Origin of the sequence: Ruania halotolerans (assembly GCF_021049285.1) — a bacterium.
Classification (GTDB): domain Bacteria; phylum Actinomycetota; class Actinomycetes; order Actinomycetales; family Beutenbergiaceae; genus Ruania; species Ruania halotolerans.
In genome coordinates this window covers 2,959,218-2,971,807 of the sequence record NZ_CP088017.1, presented here as the reverse complement: position 1 = coordinate 2,971,807, position 12,590 = coordinate 2,959,218, and the positions used below count along the sequence as shown (strand labels likewise).

Sequence of the window (12,590 nt, the reverse complement as noted above, 5' to 3'; positions counted from 1 at the left end):
TGTTTATCTCATACACATCGACGGAAGGAGATGGACATGCAAGCAGCGATCGACGTGCGCGGGCTGCGCAAGTCGTTCGGCGAGGTCGAGGTTCTCGGCGGCGTCGACCTACGGGTGGGGCGCGGTACGGTGCACGCGCTGCTCGGGCCGAACGGAGCGGGCAAGACCACTCTGGTCACGATCCTCGCCACACTCGTGCGCCCTGACGCCGGCACGGTGCATGTCGCAGGTGCCGACCTGGTGGACGACCCGGCCGAGGTGCGGCGCCGGATCGCCCTCACCGGGCAGGCGGCCGCGGTGGATGAGGTGCTCACAGCCGATGAGAACCTGCGCATGATGGCCGGTCTGCACGGGCTGCGCGGGCGGGCCGCCCGGAAGCGATCCGCGGATCTGATCGAGAGATTCGGTCTCTGCGATGCGGCGCATCGGCGCGTGAAGACCTACTCCGGCGGAATGCGCCGTCGGCTCGATCTCGCACTCAGTCTCATCGTTGCCGTGCCCGTCGTCTTCCTCGACGAACCGACGACAGGGCTGGATCCGCGCAGCCGACGTGAACTGTGGGAGGTCATCCGCTCATTGCGTCATGAGGGCATCACGGTGCTGATGACGACCCAGTACCTGGAGGAAGCAGACGAACTCGCCGACATCGTCTCCATCCTCGGTGAGGGCCGGATCGTCGCTGAGGGAACGCCGGCCGAACTCAAACGAGCGGTCGGGGAGGACCTCCTCGAGGTCCGGGACAGGCGCGGTGTGGTCGTTCACGCCGAACCGACCGACGGAACGTCCGCCGGACTGCGCCGCGCACTCGATGCCATCGACGAGCTCGGCGTCACCGGTGAGCTCGTGGTGCGCCGTCCCACTCTGGATGACGTGTTCTTTTCACTCACCGGTCACGGTGGAACGGACACGCACGAACTCGCCACCACCGGAAGGAGCCACTCGTGAGTGCACCCGCAAGCCAGTTGGTTGCGCCGGCGGCCGCACGCCTGCGACTCGGGGCCGTGGACGCGATCTTCATCGCGCGAAGCCTGCGTCACAGCATCCGCAATGTCGACGCCATGCTGATGGCGGTCCTGTTACCCGTGATACTCATGCTGCTCTTCGTCTACGTCTTCGGTGGAGCGTTCGATCCAAGCGGCGACTACGTCAACTATGTCGTTCCCGGCATCATTCTCCTTTGTGCCGGGTTCGGTGCTTCCTCGACGGCCATCGACGTGGCCGGTGACAAGGCGTCCGGAATCATGGACCGATTCCGGACCTTGCCCATCCGCAGCTGGGCGGTGGTCACCGGGCACGTCGTCGCCAGCCTGGTCCGCAACCTCGTCGCCACCGCAGTGGTGCTCGCGGTCGCGCTCGGGATCGGCTTCCGGCCGAGCGCCGGAGTGGGTGAGTGGTTGCTCGCGATCGGGGCGGTCGCGGCGTACATTCTCGCGATCACGTACCTGTTTGCTGCGATCGGGCTCGCGACCGGCAGCCCGGAAGCCGCGAACGGCTACGGTTTCGTGCTGCTGTTCCTGCCGTACCTCTCCACGGCGTTCGTCGGCGCCGAGACACTGCCCACCTGGTTGCGGGGGTTCGCTGAACACCAGCCGATCACCCCGGTCATCGAGACGCTGCGCAGCCTCCTGATGGGCACGCCGGCCGGTTCTGCGCCGGTGCTTGCGCTGGCCTGGACGGCCGCGATCCTCGCGGCCGCGGTGGTCTGGTCCGCCACGCTGTTCGCCCGTCAGGCGGGCCGGCGATGATCGAGGTGACGCGGGCGGACTCGCTGGGTCCTGCCGCGCGGCACGTTGTCGCCACGCTCCTGGCGAGTGCCTTCGCCGACGACTTCGCGTCCATCTCCACCTCGACCGACCGGCTCGCCAGGGCATTCGAGCACATCGTTATTCCCGAGCGCTTCTACGTCGCGTCGGTGGAGGGTCACCCGGCCGGGATCGCAACGCTCACCGAGGGCAAGCAGGAGGTCTTCGCCCCTCGATGGGCGCCGTTCCGGAACAGTCTCGGTGCGATCCGCGGCACGATCGGCCACCTCGTAGTTCGCGGTGCCTTCATGGGCGCGGATCCCGGGGCCGAACCCGGGCGTGCCGAGATCGGGTTCGTCGGGACCATGGCCGAGCACCAGGGCAAGGGTGTTGCGACCGCGCTGCTGACCGAGATGATGGCGAGTTCGGGGCATCACACCTTCGTGCTGCGAGACATCAAGGACACCAACGCACCCGCCCTGGGCCTCTATCGCAAGCTCGGATTTGTCGAGCACTCCCGCCGGGCCGTCCGGTTCGCCCGGCGTGCCGGGTTCGGTGCATACGTGACAGTGATCCGTGTGTGCCGGTGAGGCTCGACACCCGGTGCGCGTGACGTCGTCAGGATTCGTACAATGGCTCCATGAGCGAGCCCACCCCTCCCACACAGCCGCAGGAATCCGAGCGACTCTCGGGGCCGGGCACGGATGTGCTGGAGCGCGAGGAGACCCGCGAAGAAGCGGCGCCGGGTGACGCCGAGCGCTACTCGCATTACGTGAAGAAGGAGAAGATCACCGCGGCCGCCGTCTCGGGCGGTCCGGTGGTCGCCCTCTGCGGCAAGGTGTGGACGCCGAACCGGGATCCGAAGAAGTTCCCGATCTGCCCGGCCTGCAAGGAGATCTTCGAGAGCCTCAACGGCGGCGGGAATGGTGGTGACGACTCCTCCGGTGGTCGGCGCGGCTTCTTCGGCTTCGGCTCCAAGAAGTGACCGGGCCGCATTCCTCGGCAGCCATCCACACAGCCACCTCCACTGAGACCCAGGCGTCGGCAGGGTCGACGGCTGCGGCCTCGAGCCTGCCGCCCGCGTACCCCGGGCGCGCGCCGTGGGGGACCGCCTCCCGATTGCGTGCCTGGCAGGCCGCCGCGCTCGAGTCCTATCTGGCCCGCGATCCCCGCGACTTCCTCGCCGTGGCAACACCAGGGGCGGGGAAGACGACGTTCGCGCTGCGGGTGGCCACCGAGCTGTTGGAACGTCGCGTAGTGCAGCGAGTCACGGTGGTGGCGCCCACCGAGCACCTGAAGACCCAGTGGGCCGATGCGGCTGGTCGCGTGGGGATACGGATCGACCCGAACTTCCGCAACGCCCAGGGGCGCCAGGGGGCGGCCTACGACGGCGTCGCCCTCACCTACGCCCAAGTTGCTGCCAACCCGAACCTGCACCGGGCCCGCACCGACAACGCCCGCACGTTGGTGATCCTCGACGAGGTGCACCACGCCGGTGATGCACTCTCCTGGGGGGATGCTGTCCGAGAGGCGTTCGAATCCGCCACCCGGCGCCTCGCCCTCACCGGGACCCCGTTCCGTTCCGATACCTCCCCGATCCCGTTTATCACCTATGAACGCGACGTCGACGGTATCCGCCGTTCCAAGGCCGACCACACCTACGGCTACGGTGATGCGCTGGCCGACCACGTCGTGCGACCGGTGATCTTCCTCTCCTACTCCGGCCAGATGCGCTGGCGTACCAAGTCCGGCGACGAGATCAGTGCGCGCCTGGGCGAACCACTCACCAAGGACATGGTGGGCCAGGCATGGCGCACCGCCCTGGACCCGCAGGGGGAGTGGATCCCGTCCGTGCTCACCGCCGCCGACCGTCGCCTCGCCGAAGTGCGCCGGCACGTCCCTGACGCCGGGGGACTGGTGATCGCGACCGACCAGACGAAGGCTCGCGCCTACGCTGCGCACCTGCAGCGGATCACCGGGGCCGCCCCGGTGGTGGTGCTCTCCGACGACACTGACGCCTCCCGCCGGATCGAGGAGTACGCCTCCGGCGAGCAGCGGTGGATGGTCGCCGTGCGCATGGTCTCCGAAGGGGTGGACGTGCCCCGCCTCGCCGTCGGCGTGTACGCCACCTCCACGGCCACCCCGTTGTTCTTCGCCCAGGCCGTGGGCCGGTTCGTACGTGCCCGCAAGCGCGGCGAGACGGCCTCGATCTTCCTCCCGTCAGTGCCCACCCTGCTAGGGCTGGCGAACGAGATGGAGACCGAGAGGGACCACGCCCTGGACCGAAAGACGGTCGGCGATGAGACGGTCGAGATCTTCGCGGCCGAGGATGCCGAGGTCGCGGCCGCCAACAAGGAGGAGAAGGCCCCCGACGACCTGATGTTGCCCGGCTTCGAGGCCCTCGAGGCGCAGGCCTCTTTCGACAAGGTGCTCTTCGACGGCGGCGAGTTCGGTCTGGGTGCTGAGCTCGGCTCCGACGAGGAGCAGGACTTCCTCGGCATCCCGGGCCTCCTGGACGCCGATCAGGTGACCACGTTGCTGCGCTCCCGGCAGGCCGACCACGTGGCTGCCCGCGGGCGTCGGGGCCAGGCTGAGCCGGCACCGGTGGATGATCACCGCGTCGTGGCTGAACTGCGCAAGGAGCTCAACCAGCTGGTGAAGGCGTGGGCGCGGCGCAGTGGGACTCCGCACGGGGTGGTACACACCCGGCTGCGTGAGCACTCTGGCGGCGGTGAGGTAGCCACGGCGTCGGCCGAGCACCTGCGTACCCGGATCGCGAAGGTGCGTCGCTGGTTCGTCGGCCAGTCCTGACCCGCCCCGGACTCGCAGGGCCCCGCCGCCCTCGTGCTGGGCGCGGCCCTCTCGCGGAGCAGCAGTGAGCGCTCATCGGGACGGACTAGGTGTCCTGGCTCATGACCACTAGGCGGTGATGTGCGTCGTCGGGATCGCCGGGTCGCCTGCGGAGAGGCGCCGCGCATAGGGAGAAAGCTCGGCGCGAGAGGCGGCATGGCGTTCGGCAGCCCGCCGCACTCCCTCGGATCCGGTGAAGCCTGGCTGCACCACGCCGTCAAGCACGAGCGGTAGGTGGAGCGGGCGAAGATCATCCTCCGCCGGTTGCCAGGGTGCCTGCGCCCCGCCCATTACCACCTCTTCGATGGCGCACCCCGCGCCGTCTGTGCGCCGGGCTGCGCTCTTGCGCCCACCCACACTCGCTTTCGAGGCCGATGCCTTCTGCACCGGCTCCATCGCTCCGCCGCTGTTCTCCCGGAGGACCAGCTTGTAGACCATTCCGCAGGTCGGGGCGCCGGAGCCAGTCACCACGGAGGTGCCCACGCCGTAGGAGTCGACCGGAGCCGCCGCGAGCGAGGCGATCGCGTGCTCGTCCAGGTCGGAGGAGACGACGATCTTGGTACCCGTTGCGCCGAGACCGTCGAGCTGATCGCGAACCTCGCGGGCCACCAGGGCCAGATCCCCGGAGTCCAACCGGACGGCGTCCAAGCCGGTCCCCGCTGCAGCGATCGCCCGGCGGACTCCCTCGGCGATGTCATAGGTGTCCACCAGGAGCGTGGTCTGGTCACCGAAGGAGGCCACCTGAGAGGCGAAAGCCGAGGGTTCGTCGTCGTGCAGCAAGGTGAAGGCGTGCGCTGCGGTACCGATCGTGGCCAGCCCATACCGGCGGCCGGCCTCGAGGTTGGAGGTGCCCGCAAAACCGGCCACCACGGCGGCCCGGGCGGCCGCCACAGCCGCATTCTCGTGCGCGCGCCGCCCGCCCATCTCCAGACAGGGGCGCGAGCCCGCCGCGCTGGTCATCCGGGAGGCGGCCGAGGCCACGGCGGAGTCGTAGTTGAGGATCGAGAGCACCAGCGTCTCCAGCAGGACGCCCTCGGCGAAAGACGCCTCCACCGTGAGCACGGGCGAACCGGGGAAGAACATCTCACCTTCGGCGTACCCGTAGATCTCGCCGGTGAACCGATAGTTGGCGAGGAAGTCGAGGGTCTGGCCGTTCACGATCTCGCCCTCACGGAGATACTCCAGTTCCACATCGGTGAACCGGAAGGTGCTCAGCGCCTCCAGTACCCGGCCGGTCCCGGCGACCACGCCGTAGCGGCGCCCGGCCGGCAGCCGGCGGGTGAACACCTCGAATACGCACCGGCGGGCGGCCGTCCCGTCCGCGAGGGCCGCCTGCAGCATCGTGAGTTCGTAGCGGTCGGTCAGTAGCGCACTACTGTGCTGGGTGCTGGGTGGGTTCGGCGCAGACATGAGGCCACGGTATCCGCAGGCCGCTCCGGCCGCGGCAGGTGCTGCCAGCGCTCACTCGGATCCGTAGTCTGGGCACTGTGCCACTCTTACGCCCACCCACCTGCTCCGTGCCAGTCAGCACACCGGAGGCCGACTCTGCGATCGAGTCGGAACCGCACACTGCCCGTGAGCGACCGTGGCGAACGATCGTGTGGAACGACCCGGTCAACCTGATGAGTTACGTCACCTACGTGTTCCGCAGCTATTTCGGTTACTCGGAGGAGAAGGCCCACTCACTCATGCTGCAAGTGCATCATCAGGGGCGCAGCACCGTCTCCCAGGGCAGCCGAGAACAGATGGAGGTGGATGTGCAGGCAATGCACTCCTACGGCCTGTGGGCCACGCTCTCCCAGGATGAGGACTGAGGCCGTGCGAGGATTCACCCGGCGCCGAGGCGCCTTCGTGGCCGAGATCAGTGGTGATGAGCGCACGATCCTCGCCCGCGTGGTCGCCGATACGAGCGAACTGCTCGGGGTGCGCCTGGGGCCGCTGGAAGAAGCGCCCGACGGCGTCTCTCGCCCGGGCGATCCCGCCACCGATCCGCTGGCAGGCCTGGCCTGGTCGGCCGACGGCCTGCTCACCCCGGCTGACCCCGCCCTGGCGCGACTGCTGCCGGACGCGAGCGTCACCGACGACGAAGTCTCCGCCGAGTTCCGGCGCCTCACCGAGGCGGAGTTGCGCCAGACCAAGACGGCCCGGTTGCGGATGGTGTGGATGGCACTGCAGGCCCCGGGTAGTGAGGTGCGAGTTGCACCCGAGCATGCAATGGAGTGGGCGGGGGCACTCAATGACGTCCGGCTCGTGGTGGCCGAGCGGCTCGATATCCGCACCGAAGAAGACGCGGAGGAACTGCACCGGGCTGCGCTTCGCCGCAGCACGGGGGGTTCGGACCAGGATGAGGTTCGCGAGGCGCTGGGTATGCTCTACTCCGCGCTCAGCTGGCTGCAGGAGTCCCTGCTGCAGGTGATGCTGCCCACACTCGATGACTGAGCGCTGCGGGTGTCGGGCCTCGCCTCTAGTCTCTCTCGGGTGAGTGATTCACCCATCGGCATCTTCGACTCGGGGGTCGGAGGGCTCACGGTCGCCCGGGCCGTGATCGATCAGCTCCCGAACGAAAGCGTGCGCTACCTCGGCGATACAGCGCACGGCCCGTACGGCCCGCTGCCCATCGCACAGGTGCGCGCCCATGCGCTCGCGGTGATGGACGATCTGGTCCGGTCCGGGGTCAAGATGCTGGTGATCGCCTGCAACTCCGCCTCGGCAGCAGTACTGCGCGATGCCAGGGAGCGGTACACCCTGGGAATGGGGGTGCCCGTAGTGGAGGTGATCCAGCCCGCGGTGCGGCGAGCGGTGGCCGCCACCCGCACGGGCAGGATCGGCGTGATCGGAACGCGCGCCACCATCGCCTCGCGTGCCTACGAGGATGCGTTCGCTGCAGCCCCGCACTTGCAGCTCACCGCCGCGGCGGCGCCGCGTTTCGTGGAGTTCGTCGAACGCGGGGTCACCTCCGGGCCGGAGCTACTCGACGTGGCCCACGAGTACCTGGCCCCGATCCTGGCCGCCGACGTGGACACCCTCGTGCTCGGCTGCACGCACTACCCCCTCCTCACCGGCGTGGTGCAGTACGTGGCCGGGGACGCCGTCACGCTCGTCTCCAGCGCCGAAGAGACAGCGAAGGACGTCTACGCGGCGCTAGTGGCGCATGGCCTGGAACGCCCGCAGCAGGCTTCCGGCTCGGTCCAGCACCGATTCCTCAGCACGGGGGACCCGGCAGCGTTCACCCGCCTGGCCCGCCGGTTCCTTGGCCCTGAGGTGGGTGCTGAATCGGCCGCAGAGATCACCGGCGAGATCCCGGCCGTGGGGGTGGCGCCATGAGGCTCGTGGTGCTCGGCTGTTCAGGATCGGTCTCCGGGCCGGAATCGGCGTCGTCGGCGTATCTGGTCGAGGCCGATGACGGCGAACGCACCTGGCGGCTCGTGCTCGACCTGGGATCAGGAGCATTTGGGCAACTGCTGCGGCACACTGATCCGGCGTCGGTGGATGCGATTCTCTTGTCGCACTTACATGCCGATCACATGGTCGACATGGCCGCGATGCACGTCTATCTGCGTTACGGGCCGCAGGGGCCGTACCCGGCAGTGCCGGTGCACGGCCCGCCCGAGACCGCCGAACGGATCAGCCAGGTATGCGGCAACGGTGAAACCATCGACGAGCAGTTCGAGATCCACCGATGGACTCCCGAGCATGTGCTAACGGTCGGCCCACTGCGGGTAACTGTGTTCGAGGTGCTGCATCCGGTGACGGCCTATGCAATCCGCGTCGAGGGCCCCAGCGATCGCGGCGGCGGCACCCGCGTGCTCACCTACAGCGGCGATACCGACTCGTGTGACGGACTCGTCCGCGCAGCGGCGGGCGCCGATCTGTTCCTCTGCGAGGCGGCGTTCACCGAGGAACGAGAAGTGGTGCGTGGAATCCATCTCACCGGCCGGCGGGCCGGAGAGGCGGCCACCCAGGCCGCGGTGAAGCGAGTGGTGCTCACGCATGTGCAACCGTGGGTCTGTGGCGAGACCGCACGGGCAGAGGCTCTCACGGAGTTCGCGGGCCCGGTGGACCTGGCCGAACCAGGAGCCACCTGGATTCTCTGAAGCAGCGGTGTGACGGACCCCACCACCCGCCCCGCCCCGCCCCCAACCCCCACCTCTCGCGAGTGCGGCGAATCTCGCTCATTCATTGAGATATAGCCGAAAAGTCGGACACTCGGCGGCCGCCGAGTGCGTCCTGCTCAGGTAGGCGCCGGGATCATCCGGCCCACCCCGGTGTGACTGTCCACTCACCAGACACGGGTGTCACGGGCTAGTAAAGACTCGGTAGTCTCACGCTATGACCGATGCACCCGAAGCGACCGTGACCACACCCGCGAACGGGATCGCCACCGGCTCCCGCACCGGGGCAGTGCTGGAGATGCCCGACGCGCTCCGCCATGACGTCAGACTCCTCGGCGAGTTGCTCGGCACCGTGCTCACCGAGAGCGGTGGACCAGAGCTGTTGGCCGATGTCGAGCGCCTGCGTGAGCTGGCCATCTCCGCCTACGACGATGGTGGAACCGAGGCTTTCACACACGCCGAAGCGCTGGTGGAGTCTTTCAGCCTGGACCGCGCCGAGAAGGTGGCCCGAGCCTTCACCTGCTACTTCCACCTGGTGAACCTGGCCGAGGAGTTCCACCGAGTGCGCACGCTGCGCGCTCGTGACACTGGCTCGATCGACCCCGGCCGCCCGCCGGAGGACTCGCTGCGCAGCGCCTGGGCGTTCCTCACCAAGGAACTCGGAGAGGAAGAGGCCCGACGGCGGATCGCTGGTCTGGAGTTCCGTCCCGTCCTGACCGCGCACCCCACTGAGGCGCGTCGACGGGCCGTGGCTGCCAGCATCCGTAGCATCTCCGAGTTGCTTGGCGAGCGGGACGACCCACGCCTGGGTTCGAACGCCCTGGAGGGCAACCGCCGCGAGCTGATCTCGCAGATCGACCGGCTCTGGCGTACCTCTCCGCTGCGCGCCACCAAGCCCACCCCGCTGGACGAGGTCCGCACCGCGATGGGGATCTTCGATCAGACTCTGTTCACCGCGCTGCCGGCGATGTACCGCACAGTGGACGCCCTGCTGCAGGATCCGGACGCTCCGACGCCGCCACAGGCTCCCGCCTTCGTGCGCCTGGGCAGTTGGATCGGAGCAGACCGGGACGGAAACCCGAACGTCACCTCCTCGATCACGCGGTCGGCGGCGGCGATCGCTTCCGAGCATGTGCTCACCGGACTGGAGAAGGCGGCGGCGCGGATTGGCCGCGCACTTACCCTGGGCGCGGACACCACGCCCGCCTCAGAGGAGCTTGATGCCCTGTGGAACCGGCAGCGGCAGCTCTCCGCCGAACTCACCGATGACATCGCCGGTAAGTCTCCCAACGAGCCGTACCGCCGGGTGATGCTCGTGATCGCCGAACGGATCGCCGCCACTCGGCGCCGGGATGCCGACCTCGGCTATGACGACCCGGCCGAGTTGCTCGCGGACCTGACCGTGGTGCAGTCCTCCCTCGTCGGTGCCGGCGACGCCCGGCAGGCCTACGGGGACGTGCAGGATCTCATCTGGCAGGTGCAGACCTTCGGGTTCCACCTCGCCGAGCTTGAAGTCCGTCAGCATTCCCAGGTGCACAACCAGACTCTCGAAGAGATCGACGCGGGTGGGGAACTGAGCGAGCGAAGCCAGGAGGTGCTGGAAACGTTGCGCACGATCTCTGGCATCCAGCGCCGCCACGGCGAACTCGCCGCACACCGGTACATCATCTCGTTCACTACCTGCGCGGCCGATATCGCAGCGGTGTACCGGCTCGCGGAGGAAGCGCTCGGTTCGGCTGAGGACGCTCCGGTGCTCGACGTGATCCCGCTGTTCGAGACCTTCGACGATCTGCAGGCGAGCACCGACGTCCTCGAAGAGATGCTCGCGCTGCCGCAGGTGCAGCAGCGGCTGGAGGCGACCGGTCGTCGCGTCGAGGTGATGCTCGGCTACTCAGATTCTTCCAAGGACGTCGGCCCCGTGTCGGCCACTCTTGCGCTCTACGATGCGCAAGAGCGGATTGCCCAGTGGGCGAAGAAGCACGACGTCACGCTGACCCTGTTCCATGGCCGCGGCGGCGCCCTCGGCCGCGGTGGCGGCCCGGCCAACCGCGCCGTGCTCGCTCAGCCCCCGGGTTCGGTGGACGGCCGGTTCAAGTTGACCGAGCAGGGCGAGGTCATCTTCGCCCGCTACGGCGACCCGGTGATCGCGCAGCGGCATATCGAGCAGGTCGCTGCCGCCACGCTGTTGCAGTCCACGCCCACGGTGGAGGAGCGCAACGCCACAGCGGCCCGCGATTTCGCCGATGTCGCAGCCCGGATGGACGAGGTCTCCCGGGAGCGGTTCTACGAGCTGGTGCGTTCTGAGGGCTTCCCGGCCTGGTTCGGTCAGGTCACCCCGCAGGAGGAGGTCGGCTGGTTGCCGCTCGGCTCCCGCCCGGCCCGGCGGGGACTGAGCATGGAATCCCTTGAGGATCTGCGAGCGATCCCGTGGGTGTTCGCCTGGACCCAGGCACGGATCAACCTCACCGGCTGGTTCGGCCTCGGCACCGCGCTTGCCGGTGTTGGTGACCTGGAGCGACTTCGGGAGGCGTACCAGCGCTGGCCGCTGTTCGCCACCATGATCGACAACGTTGAGATGTCGCTGGCGAAGACGGATGAGCGCATCGCACGCCGTTACCTGGCCCTCGGGGACCGGGACGACCTCGCGGAGTTGGTGCTCACCGAGCTCGCGCTGACGAAGAAGTGGATCGTGGACATCACCGGTCAGGAGCGGCTGCTCGCCGGGCACCGCGTGCTTGGCCGGGCGGTCCAACTGCGTAGCCCGTATGTGGACGCACTCTCGCTTATCCAGTTGCGCGCTCTGCGGGCGTTGCGTGAGGCGGATGGCTCCGACCAGGCCGAGGACGCACAGATCCGGCGCGTCATGCTGCTGTCGATGAACGGGGTGGCCGCCGGTCTGCAGAACACCGGCTGAGTGTCAGTTCCGTATACAACTCCGCCCCGGGCGACCCACGCGGTCACCCGGGGCGGGGCTCTCTCAGCCTGCAGTCGGTTGGGTGTGCTTGCTGGTTGGGTGCATTGCGGTTGAGCCTGCCGTCGGCCGAGCGCGACGAACGAAGAGCACGGCGCCCGCTGCCGTAGGCTCGATGCCATGACTGAGAGCACAGCGACAACAGCGATTGCCCGCGCCGATGGCCGCCGACCCGACCAGCTCCGCCCCGTGTCCTTTCACCGCGGATGGTCCGACCAGGCCGAAGGCAGTGTGCTCGTGGAGTTCGGCGGCACGCGGGTGCTGTGCACCGCCTCCTTCACCGAAGGCGTGCCGCGCTGGCGCAAAGGTTCCGGCTTGGGATGGGTGACCGCGGAGTACGCGATGCTTCCCCGATCCACGAACTCCCGTTCCGGCCGCGAGTCAGTCAAGGGCAAGATCGGCGGGCGCACTCATGAAATCTCCCGGCTGATCGGCCGCTCACTGCGCGCCATCATCGATGTCTCCGCACTCGGGGAGAACACCATCGTGCTCGACTGTGACGTGCTGCAGGCCGACGGTGGCACCCGTACGGCCGCGATTACCGGCGCCTACGTCGCCCTTGCCGACGCCGTCGCCTGGGGCCGGGAGAACGGCGCCGTCGCGAAGAACGACATCGTCCTGACCGATTCGGTGGCCGCCGTCAGCGTGGGCATCATCGATGGCACACCGATGCTCGACCTGCCCTATGTGGAGGATGTGCGTGCCGAGACGGATATGAACGTGGTAGTGACCGGGGCCGGCTCGTTCGTGGAGGTCCAGGGCACAGCGGAGGGCGTACCGTTCCACCGCGGTGAGTTGGACTCGCTGCTCGACCTGGCCGTGGCCGGCACGGCTCGTCTGACCGAACTCCAGCAGACAGCGTTGACCGAGCCGTTGACCCGGCGGGCCACGCCCGGTCCGCTCGACTCCTGACGG

12 protein-coding genes are annotated in these 12,590 nt (G+C 68.4%); 11 read left to right on the top strand and 1 reads right to left on the bottom strand.

Translation table 11 applies throughout. The annotated features are described in order from the left end of the window. Positions 1-36: 36 nt before the first annotated feature. The 5 genes from LQF10_RS13265 to LQF10_RS13245 are packed head-to-tail and all read left to right on the top strand — an operon-like array spanning position 37 to position 4,553. Positions 37-945 (top strand): ATP-binding cassette domain-containing protein, encoded by a 909-nt coding sequence (locus tag LQF10_RS13265; RefSeq protein ID WP_231064307.1) that lies wholly within the window; start codon positions 37-39, stop codon positions 943-945. Beyond that, complete coding sequence (locus LQF10_RS13260) at positions 942-1,745, top strand: ABC transporter permease (RefSeq protein WP_231064306.1); 804 nt, start codon at positions 942-944, stop codon at positions 1,743-1,745. Before LQF10_RS13265 ends, LQF10_RS13260 begins: the two co-directional genes overlap by 4 nt. Beyond that, positions 1,742-2,332 carry a GNAT family N-acetyltransferase gene (locus LQF10_RS13255; RefSeq protein ID WP_231064305.1) on the top strand — a complete coding sequence of 197 codons (591 nt, stop codon included), beginning with the start codon at positions 1,742-1,744 and terminating at the stop codon, positions 2,330-2,332. Before LQF10_RS13260 ends, LQF10_RS13255 begins: the two co-directional genes overlap by 4 nt. A 50-nt stretch (positions 2,333-2,382) precedes the next feature. Further along, on the top strand, positions 2,383-2,727 hold the full coding sequence (locus LQF10_RS13250; RefSeq protein WP_231064304.1) for a DUF3039 domain-containing protein: 345 nt from the start codon (positions 2,383-2,385) through the stop codon (positions 2,725-2,727). Between the two features lie 23 nt (positions 2,728-2,750). After that, positions 2,751-4,553: a DEAD/DEAH box helicase gene (locus tag LQF10_RS13245; protein ID WP_231067343.1), complete on the top strand. Its 1,803-nt coding sequence runs from the start codon at positions 2,751-2,753 to the stop codon at positions 4,551-4,553. A gap of 108 nt (positions 4,554-4,661) precedes the next feature. Here the strand turns inward: LQF10_RS13245 and LQF10_RS13240 are convergent, their stop codons facing one another. Beyond that, a complete protein-coding gene (locus tag LQF10_RS13240; protein ID WP_231064303.1) occupies positions 4,662-6,002 on the bottom strand; it encodes a nicotinate phosphoribosyltransferase in 1,341 nt (446 codons plus the stop codon). Between the two features lie 77 nt (positions 6,003-6,079). On the opposite strand from LQF10_RS13240, the gene clpS reads away from it, so the two are divergent. From clpS to rph, 6 genes are all read left to right on the top strand, one after another. Beyond that, positions 6,080-6,406, top strand: a complete 327-nt coding sequence (gene clpS / locus LQF10_RS13235) for an ATP-dependent Clp protease adapter ClpS (RefSeq protein ID WP_435531404.1) — start codon at positions 6,080-6,082, stop codon at positions 6,404-6,406. After that, positions 6,396-7,031 carry a DUF2017 domain-containing protein gene (locus tag LQF10_RS13230; RefSeq protein WP_231064302.1) on the top strand — a complete coding sequence of 212 codons (636 nt, stop codon included), beginning with the start codon at positions 6,396-6,398 and terminating at the stop codon, positions 7,029-7,031. Before clpS ends, LQF10_RS13230 begins: the two co-directional genes overlap by 11 nt. Before the next feature lie 39 nt (positions 7,032-7,070). After that, positions 7,071-7,916 (top strand): glutamate racemase, encoded by an 846-nt coding sequence (murI, locus tag LQF10_RS13225; RefSeq protein WP_231064301.1) that lies wholly within the window; start codon positions 7,071-7,073, stop codon positions 7,914-7,916. Continuing rightward, positions 7,913-8,686 (top strand): MBL fold metallo-hydrolase, encoded by a 774-nt coding sequence (locus tag LQF10_RS13220; RefSeq protein WP_231064300.1) that lies wholly within the window; start codon positions 7,913-7,915, stop codon positions 8,684-8,686. Before murI ends, LQF10_RS13220 begins: the two co-directional genes overlap by 4 nt. A gap of 235 nt (positions 8,687-8,921) precedes the next feature. After that, entirely contained in the window at positions 8,922-11,618 is a 2,697-nt protein-coding gene (locus tag LQF10_RS13215; protein WP_435531403.1) for a phosphoenolpyruvate carboxylase, read from the top strand. A gap of 177 nt (positions 11,619-11,795) precedes the next feature. Beyond that, the gene (rph, locus tag LQF10_RS13210; protein ID WP_231064299.1) at positions 11,796-12,587 is read left to right on the top strand and encodes a ribonuclease PH; all 792 of its coding nucleotides are present in this window, start codon (positions 11,796-11,798) and stop codon (positions 12,585-12,587) included. Positions 12,588-12,590 lie beyond the last annotated feature (3 nt).

Excerpts from the sequence above, each read along its gene's own strand:
- LQF10_RS13265 (WP_231064307.1), top strand. The coding sequence starts at position 37 with ATGCAAGCAGCGATCGACGTGCGCGGGCTGCGCAAGTCGTTCGGCGAG.
- LQF10_RS13220 (WP_231064300.1), top strand. The coding sequence starts at position 7,913 with ATGAGGCTCGTGGTGCTCGGCTGTTCAGGATCGGTCTCCGGGCCGGAA.
- LQF10_RS13215 (WP_435531403.1), top strand. The coding sequence starts at position 8,922 with ATGACCGATGCACCCGAAGCGACCGTGACCACACCCGCGAACGGGATC.
- LQF10_RS13250 (WP_231064304.1), top strand. The coding sequence starts at position 2,383 with ATGAGCGAGCCCACCCCTCCCACACAGCCGCAGGAATCCGAGCGACTC.
- LQF10_RS13230 (WP_231064302.1), top strand. The coding sequence starts at position 6,396 with ATGAGGACTGAGGCCGTGCGAGGATTCACCCGGCGCCGAGGCGCCTTC.
- LQF10_RS13240 (WP_231064303.1), bottom strand. The coding sequence starts at position 6,002 with ATGTCTGCGCCGAACCCACCCAGCACCCAGCACAGTAGTGCGCTACTG.
- LQF10_RS13255 (WP_231064305.1), top strand. The coding sequence starts at position 1,742 with ATGATCGAGGTGACGCGGGCGGACTCGCTGGGTCCTGCCGCGCGGCAC.
- rph (WP_231064299.1), top strand. The coding sequence starts at position 11,796 with ATGACTGAGAGCACAGCGACAACAGCGATTGCCCGCGCCGATGGCCGC.